The sequence below is a fragment of the Sediminibacillus dalangtanensis genome (genome assembly GCF_017792025.1).
Classification (GTDB): Bacteria; Bacillota; Bacilli; order Bacillales; family Amphibacillaceae; genus Sediminibacillus; species Sediminibacillus dalangtanensis.
Genome location: NZ_CP046956.1, coordinates 571,133 through 589,476 on the forward strand (window position 1 = coordinate 571,133; position 18,344 = coordinate 589,476).

Annotated in this window: 20 protein-coding genes; 11 read left to right on the forward strand and 9 right to left on the reverse strand. The window is 46.9% G+C overall.

Features of this window, described 5'->3' with window-relative positions; all coding sequences use genetic code 11:
- Window positions 1-80: 80 nt before the first annotated feature.
- Complete coding sequence (locus ERJ70_RS03020) at window positions 81-635, reverse strand: GNAT family N-acetyltransferase (RefSeq protein ID WP_209367099.1); 555 nt, start codon at window positions 633-635, stop codon at window positions 81-83.
- A 315-nt stretch (window positions 636-950) separates the two neighbouring features.
- Window positions 951-1,853: a TIGR01777 family oxidoreductase gene (locus tag ERJ70_RS03025; protein ID WP_209367100.1), complete on the reverse strand. Its 903-nt coding sequence runs from the start codon at window positions 1,851-1,853 to the stop codon at window positions 951-953.
- A gap of 109 nt (window positions 1,854-1,962) precedes the next feature.
- Here ERJ70_RS03025 and recX point away from each other — a divergent pair, with 109 nt between their 5' ends.
- A complete protein-coding gene (gene recX, locus ERJ70_RS03030; RefSeq protein WP_209367102.1) occupies window positions 1,963-2,781 on the forward strand; it encodes a recombination regulator RecX in 819 nt (272 codons plus the stop codon).
- Window positions 2,782-2,934: 153 nt separating this feature from the next.
- Here the strand turns inward: recX and ERJ70_RS03035 are convergent, their stop codons facing one another.
- Window positions 2,935-3,726: an HAD family hydrolase gene (locus ERJ70_RS03035; RefSeq protein ID WP_209367104.1), complete on the reverse strand. Its 792-nt coding sequence runs from the start codon at window positions 3,724-3,726 to the stop codon at window positions 2,935-2,937.
- 163 nt (window positions 3,727-3,889) lie between these two features.
- Window positions 3,890-4,135: a hypothetical protein gene (locus ERJ70_RS03040; protein WP_209367106.1), complete on the reverse strand. Its 246-nt coding sequence runs from the start codon at window positions 4,133-4,135 to the stop codon at window positions 3,890-3,892.
- A 250-nt stretch (window positions 4,136-4,385) separates the two neighbouring features.
- Between ERJ70_RS03040 and ERJ70_RS03045 the strand changes: the two genes are divergently transcribed.
- The gene (locus ERJ70_RS03045; RefSeq protein WP_209367107.1) at window positions 4,386-4,718 is read left to right on the forward strand and encodes a YfhH family protein; all 333 of its coding nucleotides are present in this window, start codon (window positions 4,386-4,388) and stop codon (window positions 4,716-4,718) included.
- 45 nt (window positions 4,719-4,763) lie between these two features.
- Here ERJ70_RS03045 and ERJ70_RS03050 read toward each other — a convergent pair whose 3' ends face one another.
- Complete coding sequence (locus ERJ70_RS03050) at window positions 4,764-4,913, reverse strand: YpzG family protein (protein ID WP_074600353.1); 150 nt, start codon at window positions 4,911-4,913, stop codon at window positions 4,764-4,766.
- A gap of 13 nt (window positions 4,914-4,926) precedes the next feature.
- On the reverse strand, window positions 4,927-5,073 hold the full coding sequence (gene sspK / locus ERJ70_RS03055) for a small acid-soluble spore protein K (protein WP_374099746.1): 147 nt from the start codon (window positions 5,071-5,073) through the stop codon (window positions 4,927-4,929).
- 157 nt (window positions 5,074-5,230) lie between these two features.
- On the opposite strand from sspK, the gene ERJ70_RS03060 reads away from it, so the two are divergent.
- Window positions 5,231-5,503 carry a YfhJ family protein gene (locus ERJ70_RS03060; protein ID WP_209367109.1) on the forward strand — a complete coding sequence of 91 codons (273 nt, stop codon included), beginning with the start codon at window positions 5,231-5,233 and terminating at the stop codon, window positions 5,501-5,503.
- Window positions 5,504-5,585: 82 nt separating this feature from the next.
- On the opposite strand, the gene ERJ70_RS03065 is transcribed toward ERJ70_RS03060, so the two are convergent.
- Window positions 5,586-6,581 (reverse strand): metal-dependent hydrolase, encoded by a 996-nt coding sequence (locus tag ERJ70_RS03065; protein WP_209367111.1) that lies wholly within the window; start codon window positions 6,579-6,581, stop codon window positions 5,586-5,588.
- Window positions 6,582-6,824: 243 nt separating this feature from the next.
- On the opposite strand from ERJ70_RS03065, the gene mutY reads away from it, so the two are divergent.
- The 4 genes from mutY to ERJ70_RS03085 all read left to right on the forward strand — a co-directional run bounded on the left by mutY (window position 6,825) and on the right by ERJ70_RS03085 (window position 11,536).
- The gene (gene mutY, locus ERJ70_RS03070) at window positions 6,825-7,907 is read left to right on the forward strand and encodes an A/G-specific adenine glycosylase (RefSeq protein ID WP_209367113.1); all 1,083 of its coding nucleotides are present in this window, start codon (window positions 6,825-6,827) and stop codon (window positions 7,905-7,907) included.
- A gap of 144 nt (window positions 7,908-8,051) precedes the next feature.
- Complete coding sequence (locus tag ERJ70_RS03075) at window positions 8,052-8,327, forward strand: gamma-type small acid-soluble spore protein (protein WP_209367114.1); 276 nt, start codon at window positions 8,052-8,054, stop codon at window positions 8,325-8,327.
- A gap of 193 nt (window positions 8,328-8,520) precedes the next feature.
- Entirely contained in the window at window positions 8,521-9,048 is a 528-nt protein-coding gene (gene ntdP / locus ERJ70_RS03080; protein WP_209367115.1) for a nucleoside tri-diphosphate phosphatase, read from the forward strand.
- Between the two features lie 712 nt (window positions 9,049-9,760).
- The gene (locus ERJ70_RS03085; RefSeq protein ID WP_309507273.1) at window positions 9,761-11,536 is read left to right on the forward strand and encodes an ABC transporter ATP-binding protein; all 1,776 of its coding nucleotides are present in this window, start codon (window positions 9,761-9,763) and stop codon (window positions 11,534-11,536) included.
- Window positions 11,537-12,263: 727 nt separating this feature from the next.
- Here ERJ70_RS03085 and ERJ70_RS03090 read toward each other — a convergent pair.
- Both ERJ70_RS03090 and ERJ70_RS03095 read right to left on the reverse strand, forming a co-directional pair.
- Window positions 12,264-13,337: an FUSC family protein gene (locus tag ERJ70_RS03090; protein WP_209367117.1), complete on the reverse strand. Its 1,074-nt coding sequence runs from the start codon at window positions 13,335-13,337 to the stop codon at window positions 12,264-12,266.
- 590 nt (window positions 13,338-13,927) lie between these two features.
- On the reverse strand, window positions 13,928-15,223 hold the full coding sequence (locus ERJ70_RS03095) for a glutamate-1-semialdehyde 2,1-aminomutase (protein WP_209367118.1): 1,296 nt from the start codon (window positions 15,221-15,223) through the stop codon (window positions 13,928-13,930).
- A 195-nt stretch (window positions 15,224-15,418) separates the two neighbouring features.
- On the opposite strand from ERJ70_RS03095, the gene ERJ70_RS03100 reads away from it, so the two are divergent.
- The 4 genes from ERJ70_RS03100 to ERJ70_RS03115 all read left to right on the forward strand — a co-directional run bounded on the left by ERJ70_RS03100 (window position 15,419) and on the right by ERJ70_RS03115 (window position 18,237).
- Window positions 15,419-15,871 carry a potassium channel family protein gene (locus ERJ70_RS03100; RefSeq protein ID WP_209367119.1) on the forward strand — a complete coding sequence of 151 codons (453 nt, stop codon included), beginning with the start codon at window positions 15,419-15,421 and terminating at the stop codon, window positions 15,869-15,871.
- A gap of 81 nt (window positions 15,872-15,952) precedes the next feature.
- Window positions 15,953-16,372: a potassium channel family protein gene (locus ERJ70_RS03105; protein WP_209367120.1), complete on the forward strand. Its 420-nt coding sequence runs from the start codon at window positions 15,953-15,955 to the stop codon at window positions 16,370-16,372.
- A 102-nt stretch (window positions 16,373-16,474) separates the two neighbouring features.
- Window positions 16,475-16,945 (forward strand): thioredoxin-dependent thiol peroxidase, encoded by a 471-nt coding sequence (gene bcp / locus ERJ70_RS03110; RefSeq protein WP_209367121.1) that lies wholly within the window; start codon window positions 16,475-16,477, stop codon window positions 16,943-16,945.
- A 182-nt stretch (window positions 16,946-17,127) separates the two neighbouring features.
- Window positions 17,128-18,237, forward strand: coding sequence for an aminopeptidase (locus tag ERJ70_RS03115; RefSeq protein WP_209367123.1), 1,110 nt, complete (start codon window positions 17,128-17,130; stop codon window positions 18,235-18,237).
- Window positions 18,238-18,344: the final 107 nt, after the last annotated feature.

An 18,344-nucleotide genomic window follows, 5' to 3' on the forward strand; every position in this document is an offset into this window, starting at 1 on the left:
CGAATCCCTCGCTTTCGAATCGCCCGCCGTCCAAAGGGAAGATACAGGCTTTTCCTCTAGCGTTTCCCAAAACGCTTCCTTTATACGACGGCTTCCCCTTCGCTTACTTCGACCGGCTGATGATGGAGGAAATAGCTTGTCGGAGTGATGACAAACAAATCGTACACGGGAACATCATAGTGCGCATTAATGGCTTGATAAACATCCGGGTAGGCGGATTGTCCAGAGAGAAGGTATGGCAGCTTCAGGGCAGCCCGCATCGAACGTTCGTTAGTCTGGCGGATTTTGATAAACACCGCTTCCATCCCGTGCAAGGTGAATACTTCTTCCAAAAATTGCTCTTTGGCAATCCGGTTGTAGCCCTTGCCAAAAAAGGGCTGGCCGATCCATGTTGCCAGAAAGCCTTTGTTATCGCTCATATCAAATAAATTGATGGTGCCGATCGGCTGCTGGTACTCATCCAGAATCGTGCGCGACAACAGCATGCCGGCTTCTTCCTGTTCGATTGTCTGTTTAGTCAAAAAGTAAAATTCATCCATCGAAAATGCTTTGTGGCGGACGTATGGAAACACCTTCGGATGGCTCATCAGTTCGAATAATTGGGGCACCTCGTGTAAGTCTCGTTTTTTCAGCATAAAAAAAATCCCTCCTATTAGTGGAGAGGATGAAAGTAACACTAGGAATCGCTAGTGGTCCGCCTCACCCTCGAATTTTTATCAACTACCAACAAAAATTCGGGGTGGGAATCGAACCCACTAGAACCAGTCAAACTGGTGGCGCACCATTTGCCTTCCCATTTTCTATTTTTATTCCCTTTGTACAGATGGGAAAATACAGCCGCTTTTTACAAGAATATAGTACACAAAAATTTGCAAAAAGGGAACAAAAATCTTCAGGCAATATCCGACAACTTTTTCGCACTCGGAGCGTGCTGCATGCAGGTGGGCGGTTTATGCAGAAAATATATCGCGTAATGCCGGTTCCAGATACGGATATTGAAAGGCATACCCATGGGCTTGAGCTGCTGCAGGGAGTACAGTCTGACCTTTTAGTACCAGCTCGCTCATATCTCCCAGTGCTGTCTTCATCAGTTTTTCGGGTACAGGCAGCCAGCAAGGCCTGTTGAGCACCTTTGCCAAGGTTTCGCTGAAATCTTTATTGCGCTGCGGCTTTGGAGCGGTGACGTTCAGGGGGCCGCTTATTTCGTCGGTGTCGAGGGCGAACAGGATCAATTCGATTACATCATCGATATGAATCCAGGAAACCCACTGCTCGCCGCTTCCGACCTTGCCACCTGCCATTAGTTTGAAAGGCAGTGACATCAACGGCAGGGCACCCTGGCGGCCAAGAATCAAACCGAATCGCGCATAAACCGTGCGGACGCCGAGCGTTTCGGCTTCCGCTGCTTTGGCTTCCCACTGGGCTGCAACGTTTGCAAGAAAATCATCGCCCGGTTCTACCGTTTTTTCTGTGAAAGCTTGGGTGGTGGATGTACCGTAGTACCCCATTGCCGAACCATTGACCAGAACATGGGGCTTTTCCGGCAGTGTCCGGAGAAGCCGGATTACCTCTTCGGTAGACTTCAGGCGGCTGTTCATGATTTTTTGCTTTTTTTCTTCCGTCCAATAACCAAAAATCGAGTCGCCTGCTAAATTGACAAACGCATCGAGTGCCGGCAGTTCGGCTTCCGGTTCGCTGTGTTCCTGCAGCCATCCAATATAGGTAACCGAATCCGTGTTGCGGTGGTTTTCCGGATGACGCGTCAATACGTAGACATGGCTCCCTCTTTCGACAAGCTGGTTGATTAGATGACGACCGACAAATCCTGTTCCTCCCGTAATTGCAACGTTCATATCATGGCCTCCTTTAGTATGTAAGAGTAAGATATCTTTATTATACGATGTTTCGATGCGTGTGTGTGATTTCCTTCCGTGCTAAAATGAAGAGTGGAGGTGAATCCCGTTGGCAACTATATCCCGGATAACCACACAGAAGAAAAACAAACACCGCTATAATATTTTCCTTGACCGAAATAACAAAGATGCATACGCATTCAGCGTCGACGAGGATATCTTGATTTCCTTCCAGCTGCGCAAAGGAATGGAACTGGACGAGCCGACAATTAACGCGCTGATTGAAAAAGATAACATCCACAAGTCCTTTACCCTGGCATTGAACTATTTAAGCTATCGAATGCGCTCCAAAAAGGAAATTCACGATTATCTAGTCAAAAAAGAAGTCGAACCAGAACAAATTCCGGTAGTCATCGACCGACTGGTAAGGGAAGGGTTTCTTGATGACCGGGAGTTTGCTGCTTCCCTTGTACGGACCCGAAAGAATACGACGAGCAAAGGGCCGTTGCTCGTCAAAAAAGAACTGCTGGATAAAGGCGTATCCGCTGCGATTGTCGAAGAAGCGATTCAGCTTTATACCTATCAGGATCAGTATAACAAGGCGTTGAAATGGATGGAGAAAAAGATGAAACTCGACGGCAGGAAGTCGTTCCGCGAACAGCTGCAAAATGTGCAGAAAACATTGATGCAAAAAGGATTTACCGGCGATGTCATCAAAGATGTGCTGGCGGAAGTGGACACCGACGACGATAACGATGCTGAATGGCAGGCGGTCGTTTACCAGGGAGAAAAGCTGCTGCGCAAGTATGCGAAAAAAGACGAAGGGCTGCAGCTCAAACAAAAGCTGAAGGGTGCACTTTACCGGAAGGGCTTTGGGTTCGAAGAAATCGATCGCTTTATCGAAGAATATGTGGAAGAAGCAGAATAAAACCAGGCTGTGCTATTTACAGCCTGGTTTTCTATGGCGGCCATTTTTTTAGTATCTCCTACTCTTGGCTAATACAATCTACGAACGACCACCAGGGATTATATGAAAAGGGTTAATAAGCAGCTGCGGAATTCCGCGGGCTGCTGGTGTCCTTCAATAAATCCCGCGTTCTTTCAAATCGTTTATTGCCTGGTGGACGTGATCGACGACACGAGTTGCGGTTTTTTGGACTTCAGGATGCGCAGTCGACATCGCGTAGCTGTATGGTGTCATTTCCAGCATTGGCACATCGTTGAAAGAATCGCCGATCACAGCAATCTCCTCTGCGGTAATACCTAGCTTTTCAATGAGGCGTTGCAGGCCGAGTGCTTTGCTGATTCCTTTAGGAACGAAATCGACACAATGGGCATCGGACAGATAACTCTCCATGACCGGACCGAATTCTTCCGTGATTTCTTGTTTGATTTTGAGGATGTCTTCGGTTTCGCCGTGAATGGTGAATTTGGCAGGGAACACGGTCTCGCCGTAATAAGCTTCCAGCCGTTTCTCCTCTTTGACAGGAAAATAAAGCAAGTGCTCGAACGCTTCGATTTCCGGCGTTTTTTCTGCTACATATACATCATCCGCTGTAGATACAGAATAAACGACAGGATACTTCGCTATCGCCTGGTGCAGACGCCGGCTCAATGCTTCGGGAAATGTTTCGGTGTGTACCAGTCCATCTTGCCCATGATAAACGAAGCTGCCGTTCTGGCTGACCCGGTGCCCCGTTTGGTTAACCTGTTTAAATACTTCGAGAATATCGCGGTCCATTCTTCCGGAAGCAACAGCAAATTCCACGCCCTTATCTACCAGACCGGCAATAGCGTCGATGTCCTCCTGCAGAATATGATTTTCCTTTCCAAGCAATGTACCATCAAGATCGGTGACAAAAAGTTTGAGCATAGTTTTGGCTCCTTTTACGCCAATCTGGCGCTTATGTATATAACCAATTTCGATTATACAGTTTGCAAGCGCATTCAGACAAAGGGGATTTGAGGAAGAAAGGGTCCGATCATTAATAGTGTAAATAAACGATTACAAATATAGACAGAATGATTCACTGTAGTCAGGAAGCTTCTCGCTTTGTTTGTGTACTGCTTCGTTTCCATTTCCAATAGTGAAAAAGGTAGTAAGCGAGCCCGGCAAGGGAGACGGAAAAATAAAGCATAGATGGATCCTTGTCTTTCCATTGTTTCAGCCAGATACCTCCGAAAAACGCAAACATCAATGCACCTGTCCGCAAGCGCCCATTAGACTGTTGGGTGAACAGAATGATGAACATGATTAACAGGAATACGAGGGTATAAAACATGATTTTCCTCCTCTCATGTGCAGTCCGTTTTTAAATTTTTGCAACAACTAGAACGAGCTCAAAGTGAAATCTTTAATCCTTCTACGGTGATTTTCACTATATATTACCAGTCGGTATGGGTAGTGTAAATAAGAGGAGGAAAGCGGATGGAAGAATCGGCAAAGTAAAAGATATTTTGTGGTCAACGGACAATGCGGTAAAATGGAAACAGAAGTAGGAAATGCATCAAGTGTGGGGGAGGTTATCGAGAGTGGAGAAGAGATACAGTGAGTACACCGTGGGAGAACTTCGGGAGGAAGTGGCAGCTTTGAAAGAAAAAGCGCAAAAAGCAGAGCAATTGGGTAACGTAAGTGAATTCGCCATCCATGAAAGAAAAATACAGATGGCGCTGGCATATATGATGAACCCGGAGGATTATGCTGCAGGGGAAACCTATGAATTGCAGCAGGATCCGGGCCATACCTTCAAAATCAGTTATATCAATGGCAGGTTTGCCTGGGGCAACCGGATCAACCTGTTAGGTGAAATGGTGGAGAAACAGGAAGCGATCCCGATTTCGATGCTCGGAAAAAAATTGGATTAAGCAGGAAAGGGACAGTCCCCGCCATATGGCAGGGACTGCTGTATGTCAGCCTTTTTTCTTGAGCACATCCATGATGATGTCCTTTTGGCTTTTACGGGTTTCACCGTTCACTTGTTGGCTGGCACGTTTCGGGTTTGCCCGTGGTGATTGAAAAGGATCCTGGTAGAGATTTTCGGCAAATGGCTTTCTGGCCATAGCTGTTTCCTCCTCAGCGGTGTGCAGAATTTTTCATGCGTTCCTGTGGTTCGGTGTTGATCGAGCCATCCGCCCGCTTCGGACTGTATCGCCCTTTGGCGCGCGGTTTGCTGTCCATGCGCATATCAGGTAAACCGTACTTTTTATTCCGCATTCGCATCCCCTCCGTCCCGTCAATCCATTGTGCGCTGTCTGAAAGCTGCGCATTCGTAGTTTTTACGTAACCAGGGAGCTTATGTGGTACAATAATTACCGGTACGGACCGCATCACCAGATGCCGGAACTTACGCGATTCTCTTTGATAAAGGGTGAGTGACATGCAAGAACGGTTTGAGCGGCTGGCAGAACGACTTGCCGAAACTAATCAACAATTGAGCCGTGACGAAGCTAGAACATGGGTAGAACTGCTTTGGGAGGACTTTGACACCACTCGGGCGAAAGCCGGAGAAAAGTATCAGGGAAAAGACGTCACCGAGCAGATCGTACTACGCTGGATCGATCAATATGGTCCGCGACTGCACGAGTTTCTGGCCAATAATCCGAAATACGCAAGGATGTTCGAGCGCAAAAACAATAGCGAAAATAAATAAAGGCTGGTACCCGATAAAGGGATTTCCAGCCTTCCGTTTTTCTTAAGCTTTTCAGGGGTAAAAGGCCCTTTCGATTTTCTTATCACGTGAAAGGGGAGGGAGAATCCTCGATCACCAGTTTGCGCTGAAGCTTTTTCTCGGAAAATATCCAGCCCGTGTAGGAAGTCATAATCCGGTGATTGTCATCGATCTGGACAACCGCGACAAAAGGATAATGCCCTTTTGAACGATAGCGCAGGTCAATAAACCGTACTTCGGTAAAGTCATCAAAGTAGTTGATTTCCCAACGGTGTACCGGTGAGAAAGACAGGAATGCAGAAATATTTTTGTCCTGCAAGGCCATATCTGTCAATTCATCTTCCGGCAGCGGCTTTTTTTCAAACTCGTCAATGAATTCAATATGGCCGTTTTCGGCCCTGCCTACATAAAAACGGTCTTTTGCCGTTACGGCAATCCGCCAAATGTTTTGTTTCATCGTAGGCGATGTGACGATTTGTTCCACGTCCGGAATATGATGCTTCACCTTCTTGACGATTTCCCGTTTGTCGAGATACCGTTTGATATAATAGAGAAAAATCACGAAATAAATGAGCAGCCATGTATAACCAGGGTCAGCTCCTAGTATCCATGCGACAATACCAATGACGTGCATTGTAAAAATGTACGGGTCGAACGTATTGATAAATCCATAGGCGACCCACCTTCGTGTGAACGGCCGATAAGCCTGGGTGCCATACGCATTAAAGACATCGACAAGAACATGAAGGATCACCGCCAGAAAGGTCCACACCCATAAATGCAGAAAACTGACGTCCGGCATAAATACGTGAATGAGGCCTGCAACGGCAACTCCCCAAAACAGGACTGCCGGAAGTGAGTGGGTAGCCCCACGATGATGTCGTATATAAACAGCATTATTTCGCAATTTTAAAATGGTATCCGAATCGGGTGCTTGTGATCCGACTAATGTGCCGATCATGACGGCACTATACAAAGCAGGATCTTGTTGAACGGCCGGATCAAGTGTAGCCAGGCCGCCGAGCGCAACCCCCATGACGATGTGGGTTCCAGTATCCATTCAGTACGGCCCTCCTTTAATCAGTTAATAGTAGTATAAAGCAGATGAACTGCTTGTGTATATCACGTTTCAAGCAGGCATTACGCCTGCACAGGTTTGAATCTTTGGTTTTATTGTAAAGATTGTTGGTATGAGATGAAAACAATTGCAGTTTTCCGCTGATACGAATCTCTTTTTCAACCACATGACCTGAGCATGCGCTAGATCGTGCTAATGATATTGTACCACGAAGGATGAAAAACAATGAAAAACGAACAAGTTGAAGAAACGATCAATCATTTCGATACGGCTGGATTTCAAGCCGATCTGATCAATTGGTTTTATCAGGAACAGCGTCAGCTTCCCTGGCGTGAAAATAAAGACCCTTACAAAGTATGGGTATCCGAAATCATGCTTCAGCAAACCAAAGTAGATACCGTTATTCCTTATTTCCAACGCTTTATGAAAAAATTCCCGACACTTGATGATCTGGCAGAAGCAGACGAGCAGGAAGTATTGAAAGCGTGGGAAGGTCTAGGTTACTATTCCCGTGCGCGGAATCTGCAAAACGCAGTCAAGGAAGTCGCTGCGTCCTATGACAGTAAAGTGCCGGAAAATGCAAAACAGCTTGGTGCCCTAAAAGGCGTCGGACCGTACACCAAAGGGGCAATCCTCAGTATTGCCTACGATCAGCCGGAGCCGGCTGTCGACGGCAATGTCATGCGCGTGTTGTCGAGGGTGCTTTTGATTGATGAAGATATCGCCAAGCCGAAAACAAGAAAAACATTTGAATCCGCCGTTAAAGCGATCATTTCGCATGAGGATCCGTCCGCTTTTAACCAGGGGCTGATGGAGCTGGGGGCGCTTGTCTGTACGCCGACCACCCCTTCCTGTATGCTCTGTCCCGTTCAGAGCCACTGCCGGGCGTTCGCCGAAGGTATCCAGCAGGACCTCCCGGTGAAAACCAAAGCCAAAAAACAAAAACAGGTTGGTTACTTTGCGTTCCTTGTAAAGGACAAACAGGGTAATTATTTGATCGAACAAAGACCGGAAACCGGTTTGCTCGCAAGCCTTTGGCAGTTTCCGATGGCACCGTTAGCTGAAACAGATGAAGAGCATGCCGCCCAATGGTTCCGCCAGGTGTACGGTGTCGACATCGAAATTAGCGGGCAGGTTGACGAGATCAAGCATGTGTTTTCCCACTTAATTTGGGATGTCCAAGTCATGGAAGCGGAGGTCACAGGAGGAAACCTGGTCCGCGATTCAAGCCGGTTTGTTGCAGCGGAAGCGCTGGAGCAGTATCCGTTTCCGGTTTCCCACCAAAAAATGCTGAAACACACAGAATGAGCGCTCTCCACTTATTTTAGGACGTCTAGGACGTTTTTATTCCTGCTTGGAAATTACTGGTCCAATTGGATAAGTTTCTTGCCGGATTCCTCCGGATAACATCCCGCCTGTTGGAGAAATTAATGGGTGCGGAGGTGATATGAGATGGCTAAAAACAATAACCCAAGCCAAACTAACGCTCAACAAGTTAGAAAACAAAACCAAAAAGCTGCACAAGGTCAACAGTTTGGTACAGAATTTGCTTCTGAGACTGACGCTCAGCAAGTAAGAAAGCAAAACCAAAAAGCTGCCCGCGGCCAAGCAGGACAAGCAGGAGCTCAAGCAGGCCAAGCTGGCCAGTTTGGTACAGAGTTTGCTTCTGAAACTGACGCTCAGCAAGTAAGAAAGCAAAACCAACAATCTCAAGCAAAAAAGAAGTAACTTTTTAACCCCCGAATAATTCAGACAAAAAGGAGCTCTCTCACCGTGAGAGCTCCTTTTGTTTGTGCTCGAAGGGGAGTTGCGGACAAACTTCATTACTGCCTGCAGTCTATCATTTCCATTTAGATTTTTTTATCGTTATAATTGAATTAGTAAACAAAAAATACTTTTTAAAAAAAGAAAGGAAGATAGGATGGCTGGCCCGCAACCTGGTTCGAAAATGCAAATCCAAAGCTATAAGCACAATGGCCAGCTCCATCGCGTTTGGGAAAGCAGTACGGTGTTAAAGGGCACGCGAAACGTTGTGATAGGAGCTAATGATCGAACCCTGGTCAAGGAAAGCGACGGACGGACATGGATAACAAGGGAACCGGCAATTTGTTATTTTCATTCCAAGTATTGGTTCAATGTGATAGGCATGCTGCGCAATGATGGTATTTATTATTACTGCAACATCAGCTCTCCATTTGTTTTTGATGAAGAAGCGTTGAAGTACATCGATTATGACTTGGATATCAAAGTGTTCCCCGATATGACGTTTAATTTGCTGGATGAAGACGAATACGAGCAGCATAGACGGGAAATGAATTACCCAAAGGTAGTCGACCGGATTTTATGGAATCACGTAGAATATCTCATTCATTGGATCAGACAGCGCAAGGGACCGTTCGCGCCCGAATTCGTCGATCAATGGTATGAACGGTATTTAACCTACCGGTAGGCTTTCTTTTTTCTGAAAAACAGGAATAGGATCGAAAATCCTTGTCTCCAATACGGGCGGCAAGGTTTTTCTTGCGTTTTATGCTTTTACTTTTTTAGAGTTAGTCGCTCATGTTCCTGGGAGTTGATCATCTTTCGGGAAAAGTCGCTCTACTTAGTGCCGAAATCGCTCAACTGTCCAGTAAAGTCGCTCATGTTCCTGAGAGTTGATCATCTTTCGGGAAAAGTCGCTCTACTTAGTGCCGAAGTCGCTCAACTTTAAAGTAAAATCGCTCATGTTCCTGAGAGTTGATCATCTTTCGGGAAAAGTCGCTCTACTTAGTGCCGAAGTCGCTCAACTTTCCAGTAAAATCGCTCATGTTCCTGGGAGTTGATCATCTTTCGGGAAAAGTCGCTCTACTTAGTGCCGAAATCGCTCAACTTTAAAGTAAAATCGCTCATGTTCCTGAGAGTTGATCACCTTTCCGGTAAAGTCGCTCTACTTAGTGCCGAAGTCGCTCAACTTTCCAGTAAAGTCACTCATGTTCCTAGGAAGTTGATTATCCTTCAGAGAAAATTGCGCGCTTCCTAAGGCGATGTTAGCTGTGCTTCTTATATGTGTAAGCGGCACATAATAGAACCGTGCCGGCGGCCATCTGGATAAAAAGCGTTTGATTATGCCAGGGCAGGTTAAAGATAAACAAGATACAGCAACAGAGAGAGAGGTGGACACCTTGGATAGTATAAAAAGGTACATGGCGTTTGTCTGGCCTTATAAATGGAGGATTCTTTGGACGGTGCTGATCGGGATTGTCAAATTCGGCATTCCATTATTAATGCCGTTGATAGTTAAGTATGTAATCGATAATATTATTGGCGCCGACGACTTGACGAATTCGGAGAAGCTGTCCGAATTATTCTGGCTCATGGGCGGAGCCTTTGTCGTCTTTCTGGTGGCCCGGCCGCCGATTGAGTATATCCGGCAGTATCTGGCCCAGTGGACAGGAAATAAGATTTTATACGATATCAGAGATAAGCTGTTTGACCACATACAGAAATTGAGTTTGCGTTTCTATTCACAGACGAAGACAGGGGAAATTATTTCTCGCGTCATTCATGACGTCGAACAGACCAAAAACTTCGTCATGACTGGTCTGATGAATATTTGGCTGGATATGATCACGATTTTGATCGCGATTGCGATCATGCTGACGATGAATGTTTGGCTCACCCTTGTGGCAGTGGCGTTGTTCCCGTTTTATGGATTTGCCGTCAAGTTGTTTTACGGGAGACTGCGCAGCCTGACCAGAGACCGCTCCCAAGCACTTGCCCAGGTACAGGGCCACTTGCATGAACGCGTGCAGGGGATGCCGGTGACACGAAGCTTTGCGCTTGAAGATTATGAACAAGAACAGTTCGACCAGCAAAACTCGAACTTCCTGGACAAAGCACTCCAGCATACCTCGTGGAACGCAAAAACCTTCGCAGTGACCAATACGATCACCGATTTGGCACCACTTCTCGTTATTGGGTTTGCAGGATATTTTGCGATCACAGGCGGACTTACCGTAGGAACGATGGCTGCTTTCGTCGGTTACATGGACAGGGTGTACAGTCCGCTCAGGCGTTTGATCAGTTCCTCGACCGTGCTGGTACAGTCGATTGCGTCGATGGACCGCGTGTTTGAATTCTTAGATGAAGATTATGATATCATCGACAAACCGGATGCCAAGCAGTTAAAAGAAGTGCACGGCGATGTAAAATTCGATCAAGTCCAGTTTAAATACACCGACGAGGAAGCGCTCGTTCTTCACGATGTGTCCCTAGATGTGAAAAAAGGTGAAACAATAGCGTTTGTCGGAATGAGCGGCGGCGGAAAGTCGACGCTGATCAGCTTGATTCCGCGATTTTACGATGTCACCGGAGGAAGCATCAAAATAGATGGGACCGATATCCGTGATGTTGAAGCACGTTCCCTGAGGGACAAAATCGGCATGGTGCTGCAGGACAATATTTTGTTCAGCGAATCGATTTCCATGAATATTCGGATGGGCAACCCGTATGCCAGCGATGAAGAAGTCATCCGGGCAGCCAAAGCGGCCAACGCCCATGAATTCATCATGGGGCTTTCCGACGGCTATGACACCATGGTCGGGGAACGCGGGGTCAAGCTTTCCGGCGGACAAAAACAGCGGATTGCCATCGCCCGGGTATTTTTGAAAAACCCGCCGATCCTTATATTGGATGAAGCGACTTCCGCGCTCGATTTGGAAAGTGAGCATTTGATCCAGGAGGCGCTCGAAAAACTGGCATCCAACCGGACGACCTTTATCGTCGCCCACCGGCTGTCGACCATCACCCACGCCGATAGAATCGTGCTAATCGAAAACGGAGAAATCAAGGAAGAAGGATCACACCATGAGCTGATGAACCTGAAAGGTAACTACTACAATCTTTATCAGGTACAGCAGCTTGATGACTCGACGACAACCGAATATTTGGGAACATAAAAACAGAGGCCTGGACAAAAGCATGGCCACCAAAGCAAAAACCGAGCGAATTCTAACTGTCAATCAAATTCGTTCGGTTTTTATTTGGATGTTCGATAAACTTCCTTTTACCCTGTTGTTTGATGCGTGCTTCGAATCGCTACGGCAAGATACTACGCGTTCCACGGGCACGGCTTCAACTTCCTCAGAAAGCACCAACCGCTTTCTTGCGGGATTTTCAGCTCGTGCTGTTCCCGTTGGAGTCTCCGTATCTTGCCTCCGCTACGTTCCTGGGCTGATGTCCACATGAAAAAGACAAGATGGACCGTATTCTTCTATTGGTTGATAGGTATCTAAACAGTGATGAAGACGAAAAATCAGCATGGCGGTCCTTTATTCTTTAGAAATTGGACAATGGCATAAAAAAACGGTTTCCATGCAGCTCAGCTTTCTACCTGTAACGGTAATAGGCAACACGGAAATCACACAAGAAGAAAAGTAACTCATCTAACGGAGGCAAGGTACGCAGACTCCAGCGGGATGAGCGCGAGCTGAAGATCCACTTGGCAAAGCGGTATACTTTGCCAAGTTAGCTGAAGCCGTGCCCGCGGAAAGCGAAGTACCTTGCCGGAGTGGAAAGTTGCACTTTTCATAGGGTGGAACGTTTTGCTTTTTGCTCATCAAAAAAACCGAACGAATGGTGAATCGTTCGGTTTTCACTTTGGTCACGATGCTTTTGTCCCAAGCTCTATTTTTTGTATTCAGGCGTCACGTTGAATTTTTCATCCTGGTGGTATTGCTGGTAGCTTTTCAGTAGGCGCCGTAAATGTTTCAGTTCGTGATGGTATTCCATCAGCTGGGACGCGAGCGGCAAAAAGATCAGTCGTTCTTCTTCCTCCTCTTGATACACGTGGATCAATGCCTCGACAAGCCGCAGCAAATCAGGCTCGCTGATCAGCCGCAATGTTTCTTTGTGGTCCTTTCGAATACGCCCCATCGAACTTAATATCAATTTTTCATGGGAATGAATAACCTTATCAAGCTCTTGGACGAGCGCATCCTGAAAGTTCTTCGGGATGCTCTCGATTTTTTCGCCGAGACGGTTGAAGGCTTGAAGGACATCGAACGATTTCTTCGTACACGCGATCAACTGGCGGAACACAATCAGTTTACGTGCCTTGCTGTATTGGTTCTTTTTTAGATAGGTCCGTTCCTCGGTATAAAGAATGTATGTTTGATCAATGTAGCGAATTTCATCTTGGATACGTTCGATTTCCCCTTTGAGCGCCGGCTCGTCTGATAAATGCCTGGTTGTGACACGGAGCCACTGCAAAATGTCGGAAGTGGTGCGGTCAATTTTTTGAAACAGCTTTGTTTCATATTTGGGCGGCAGAAAAAACAGATTGACGACAAACGCTGCCAGAATCCCTAGCGTCAAAGAGGAAAAACGCATGAAGGCGAAAGTGATGAATTCCATTTCCGTTGATTCCATGATGGCGATTACCGCGACAACGGCTAGCATCATCGTCGTTTGGTTCATGTTCAGTTTGATGCACATCCCGATGACTAGGATGGTGGTAAAGCCAATCACGAACGGATCGTTGCCAAGGGTAAGGACGATGAGGATCGCGGTTGCTGCTCCGATGATATTGGCTTGGATTTGTTCGACAATTGATTGAAACGAGCGGTAAATCGACGGCTGTACCGCGAATACAGCGGCAATTCCGGCAAAAATCGGAGTAGGCAGGCCGGCCAGGGTGGCGATGTATAGAGAGATAGCGACTGCCAGACCTGTTTTCAGCATTCGTGCTCCGAGTTTCATATGTAGGTACCCCCTCCAATTGCTCTGTCTAGTTAAAGTATAGCGCAGCTGTTGTTTTTTTGTTATGAAAACGGCCAAAAATATACTGCTACCACCATTGTATTCTGTCACACAAGAAATATTAAGCATTGTCCCATGCCAGGGCAAACTACATAAAAAAGGAGTCTCCGCCAGTATGGCAGAGACCCAAGACTTTCATGCTTTGGAAGGGAAGTCAAACAAACTGACAAAAAGCACGAATGATTGAAAATTATAAAAATTTTCATCTTTTATTTTAGCACAAGCAAGCATTCAATTCAATTAAATATTCAAAATATTGCATAAAAATAAGTTGTGTCTGCATCGAGCACAATTTATGTTGCGTAATAGGGAAAGAAGGAAAAGGGAACCCGAATGTTACCATTGTATTTGGGTTCCCGCTGATTGTATAGCAAAAATGAACAGGCAGTTTTCCCCAGGCATCGCTTTAGTGTCTCTGGATCCTGAGATGCATGCCTAACGTTTTTCCCGTGGAGCGTTTCCGTGTTCTGTTTTCATATAATGAATCGGCAGTAATGGAAAAGCTCCCGGAAATCCGGAAGCTTTTCCATTTATTCCTCGCTCATTTGGGCAAAGGCGTTTTTCACTGCATCGAGTGTTTGATCAATATCTTCTTCGGTATGCTCGGTCGTCAGGAACCAGGCTTCATACTTGGATGGCGCCAGGTTGATTCCCTGCTCCAGCATCAGCTTGAAAAACCTGGAAAACTTGTCGCCATCGGTGTTTTCCGCGTCCACATAGTTTTCTACCTTCCTGTCGGTAAAGAAGACGGTCATGGCGCCGATCAACCGGTTGATGGTTATTTGGATATTGTATTGACGGGCGTATTCCAGGATCCCTTGCTCCAGTTTTTCGCCAAGCTTGTCCATTTTCTCATAGACACCGGGCTGGTTGAGCACTTCCAGACAGGCGATGCCCGCAGACATGGATGCCGGGTTTCCGGCCATCGTTCCGGCCTGGTAGGCGGGTCCGAGCGGGGCAACCTGTTCCATGATGTCCTTGCGTCCGCCATAAGCGCCAATCGGCAGACCGCCGCCGATGATTTTACCCATCGCCGTCATGTCCGGTTCCACATTCAACAGCTGTTGGGCACTGCCGTAGGTAAATCGGAACGCAGTGATGACTTCATCATAAATCACTAGCGCACCAGCATTATGGGTGACTTCGTTGACTTCCTCCAGGAAGCCAGGCTTCGGCTCGACAATGCCGAAGTTGCCGACAATCGGCTCGACCAGGACAGCTGCGACCTCATCGCCCCAATGGCGGATCGCTTCTTTATAGGCATCGATGTCATTGAAAGGAACTGTGATCACATCTTGGGCAATCGCCTTAGGCACTCCGGCAGAGTCCGGTGTTCCCAGTGTGGATGGTCCAGAACCGGCCTGGACAAGCACCGGATCGGAGTGGCCGTGATAACTTCCGGCAAACTTGACGATTTTGTTGCGGTTCGTATAAGCACGGGCGACACGGATCGTTGTCATGACCGCTTCCGTCCCGGAATTGACGAAGCGGACTTTTTCGAGGGAAGGAATCGCTTCTTTGAGCATTTTGGCGAATTTGTTTTCTAACGCTGTCGGTGTTCCGTATAACACGCCGTTTTCAGCTGCATGGGTGATCGCTTCGGTGATATGCGGATGGGCATGTCCGGTGATGATCGGCCCATATGCTGCCAGGTAATCGATGTACTTATTGCCGTCGACATCCCAGAAATAAGCGCCCTGTCCGCGTTCCATATAGACCGGTGTACCGCCGCCTACTCCTTTATAGGCACGGGAAGGGGAATTGACCCCCCCGACAATATGGTCCTGTGCCTCTGTATGTAATTGTTTCGACTTTTCGATATTCATTACGAAACCTCCATATGTAGATAGAATCCTCTCCATTATAGCAACAAACGAAAACAACCCCCAAACCGGAGAGTCTCTCCGCGGACAGGAGGAAGGGAGCTTGTCATAAACAACTGGCCAGAAGAATAAACAAATAAGACAGAAGCTGTACGGACGGAATCACTCATAGTCTGTGAAAAGACAGGAGGCCGAATCATGACCTGGATCATTGCCGCATTGATCGTCTGGCTGCTTGCCGGCAGTCTTTATTCCTTTATATTCCATAAGTCATATCAGCGCAGCTATTTTTCACTGGAAATTTTCTATACACTGATCGTGCTGTACTTGGCTGTCATGCTCGGTTTTGCCTTGTTGTATTTTATTTTATCGTTCAACGGTGTCGTCCTGATCGAAGGAGATTCCCTGTCCAAGGTCGCTCCATTGGAGGCATTGGCACATGCCCTCTATTTCAGCGGGGTCACGTTGATGACCGTCGGCTACGGCGATATCATCCCGATCGGAATAGGAAGGGTGCTTGCGTTAACTGAGGCCTTGATCGGGTATGTTCTGCCGGCCGCTTTTTTTCTCAAAGTTTGGCAGTCGTCGGTTGAGGACAAAGCGCAGCAGGATAAAGAAGCTTCCTTTAAAAAGCACCATCCCTTTACGTAACAGTGATCTTTCCCTTAACAGGCATAACTCCTTTTCGTGCCGGGTATAGAACCCTTATGGACGAAAGAAGGAGTTGATGCTTTGCTTTCTCAAGTCATTCTTGCGTTGATCATCATTTTTATCGTAGGAAATCTTTATTATTTCTTCACCAATAAATCATTTAAAAAAAGTTATTTCAACAGATCATTGTTTTTTAAATTGTTTTTTGTACTGACCGGAATCACTTTCGGTTTTGCGTTGTTGTATTATGTACTTTCCCTGAACGGTCCCGTGCTTGTATACTCTGATCCTGCCGGTAGCAAGCCGGCAGACCATTCGTTCCTTACGTATCTCTATTACAGCGGCGAAACAATCCTTTCCGTTGGTTACGGAGATATCGTACCGCTCGGTGTCGCCCGGCCGCTCTCCCTTATTGAAGCTGCGATTGGTGTCTTGCTGCCGACCGCTTATTTTATGAGAGCTTTTGGAAGCAACAAGCATGAAGACGATAATGACGATTAGTTGTATCTTGCCCCAAGGTAGGCTATGCTGATGGTAGACACGGATAGCCGGGGCTGTGTGCTTCCGGCTCCGCAATATCTTGGAAAAAGGGGAGATACATACATGACCACGGAAATTGGCAAACTGGCACCAGATTTTGCCTTGAAAGCAAACACGGGTGAAACGGTTAAACTGTCGGATTTTCAAGGCAAAAACGTCGTGCTCTATTTTTATCCGAAGGACAATACGCCTGGCTGTACGACAGAAGCATGTGACTTCCGCGACAATCATCAACGCTTTGCCGACCTCGATGCCGTCATTCTCGGTGTCAGTCCGGACTCCGAAGCAAGTCATCAGAAGTTCCAGGAAAAATACGACCTTCCGTTCCAGCTGCTGGTTGACGAAGACCATAAAGTGGCCGAGTCATACGGCGTTTGGAAGCTGAAAAAGAATTTTGGCAAAGAGTATATGGGCATCGAACGCTCAACCTTCATCATCGACAAGCAGGGGACGTTGCAAAAAGAATTCCGCAAAGTCAAAGTGCAGGGACATGTGGAAGAGGCATTGGAATATATCAAAGAAAACTTGAGCTGATATGTTGGGCACTCGTCTGTGGGCGGGTGCTTTTTTACATAATTTATGTAGACGGCACCCTTTCACTCCGACCTGCGACGGAAAATGCGTCCGACTGTTGGCTGTTTGTCGGATCAAAAACAGGAATATAGATTTATATGACGAATAATGCATAGACAGCTAAACAGAAGGGAAGCGAGAACATGAAAGATTCCAGACTAACTGAGCTTGCAGAAGTATTGCTGAAGCATTCGTTGACGATTCAAGCAGGAGAAAAGGTATTGATTACCGGAAACACGAACGCAAAGCCGTTGATCAAGGAGTTGGTCAAAAAGGCATATCAATTACAGGCACTTCCATACACGGAATTGGTCGATGATGAAATCCGGCGACTGGAAATAGAAGAAGTGAAAGAGGAGCAATTGGCTTTGCAAAATAAATGGGATTTGGCACGCTTCAAAGATATCGATGCGTTTATCCAAATCGTCGGGGAAGAAAACGACGCGGAATTCAGCACGGTGCCGGCTGAAAAGTGGGAATTGGCTGGACGGGTGTTGAAGCCTGCCAACGATTACCTGATCGACAACAAAAAATGGGTGCTGCTGAACTATCCGACACCTGGGGCAGCGCAGAAAGCCAGCAAAACATTTGATGATTACTTTGATTACTTGCTGGATGTCTGCACGGTCGACTACAAACAAATGGAAGAGGCACAGCGCCCATTGAAAGAGCTGATGGATAAAACCGATAAAGTGCGAATCACCGCTGAAGGCACCGATTTAACCTTTTCTATCAAGGATATTCCTTCGGTGATGTGCTTTGGGGAACGGAACATACCAGACGGAGAAGTGTACACCGCGCCAGTAAAGGACAGCGTCAACGGGACGATCACGTATAACACGCCATGTCCATACCGAGGAGTCACGTTTCACAACGTGTCGCTGAGATTTAAAGACGGCAAAATCGTCGAAGCGACTGCCGATAAAACCGAGGAATTGAACAAGATCCTCGATACCGACGAAGGAGCACGCTTCATTGGCGAATTCGCCCTTGGGTTGAACCCGCAAATCACCGAACCGATGGGCGATATTCTGTTTGATGAAAAAATTGCCGGCAGTCTGCACTTCACCCCGGGCGAAGCGTATGATGATGCACCGAACGGCAATGAATCCTCAGTCCACTGGGACATGGTACTGATCCAGCGGCCGGAATACGGTGGAGGAGAGATTTACTTTGACGATGTGTTGATCCGGAAGGACGGCGAGTTTGTCCTCGATGCGTTGAAAGGGCTGAACCCCGAAAATCTGTCCTGATTTCCGCACTTTTTTTCAAAAAGTAGGCAAAGCCTCTATACAAGGGGAGGGGCGGCGGCATATCGTGTAATATATTCTGAAACCTCCCCTATAATATAGATGATCTT

Coding starts and splice junctions, on each gene's coding strand:
- ERJ70_RS03020 (WP_209367099.1), bottom strand. CDS start 635: ATGCTGAAAAAACGAGACTTACACGAGGTGCCCCAATTATTCGAACTG.
- ERJ70_RS03025 (WP_209367100.1), bottom strand. CDS start 1,853: ATGAACGTTGCAATTACGGGAGGAACAGGATTTGTCGGTCGTCATCTA.
- ERJ70_RS03035 (WP_209367104.1), bottom strand. CDS start 3,726: ATGCTCAAACTTTTTGTCACCGATCTTGATGGTACATTGCTTGGAAAG.
- ERJ70_RS03040 (WP_209367106.1), bottom strand. CDS start 4,135: ATGTTTTATACCCTCGTATTCCTGTTAATCATGTTCATCATTCTGTTC.
- ERJ70_RS03050 (WP_074600353.1), bottom strand. CDS start 4,913: ATGGCCAGAAAGCCATTTGCCGAAAATCTCTACCAGGATCCTTTTCAA.
- sspK (WP_374099746.1), bottom strand. CDS start 5,073: ATGCGAATGCGGAATAAAAAGTACGGTTTACCTGATATGCGCATGGAC.
- ERJ70_RS03060 (WP_209367109.1), top strand. CDS start 5,231: ATGCAAGAACGGTTTGAGCGGCTGGCAGAACGACTTGCCGAAACTAAT.
- ERJ70_RS03065 (WP_209367111.1), bottom strand. CDS start 6,581: ATGGATACTGGAACCCACATCGTCATGGGGGTTGCGCTCGGCGGCCTG.
- mutY (WP_209367113.1), top strand. CDS start 6,825: ATGAAAAACGAACAAGTTGAAGAAACGATCAATCATTTCGATACGGCT.
- ERJ70_RS03075 (WP_209367114.1), top strand. CDS start 8,052: ATGGCTAAAAACAATAACCCAAGCCAAACTAACGCTCAACAAGTTAGA.
- ntdP (WP_209367115.1), top strand. CDS start 8,521: ATGGCTGGCCCGCAACCTGGTTCGAAAATGCAAATCCAAAGCTATAAG.
- ERJ70_RS03090 (WP_209367117.1), bottom strand. CDS start 13,337: ATGAAACTCGGAGCACGAATGCTGAAAACAGGTCTGGCAGTCGCTATC.
- ERJ70_RS03095 (WP_209367118.1), bottom strand. CDS start 15,223: ATGAATATCGAAAAGTCGAAACAATTACATACAGAGGCACAGGACCAT.
- ERJ70_RS03100 (WP_209367119.1), top strand. CDS start 15,419: ATGACCTGGATCATTGCCGCATTGATCGTCTGGCTGCTTGCCGGCAGT.
- bcp (WP_209367121.1), top strand. CDS start 16,475: ATGACCACGGAAATTGGCAAACTGGCACCAGATTTTGCCTTGAAAGCA.
- ERJ70_RS03115 (WP_209367123.1), top strand. CDS start 17,128: ATGAAAGATTCCAGACTAACTGAGCTTGCAGAAGTATTGCTGAAGCAT.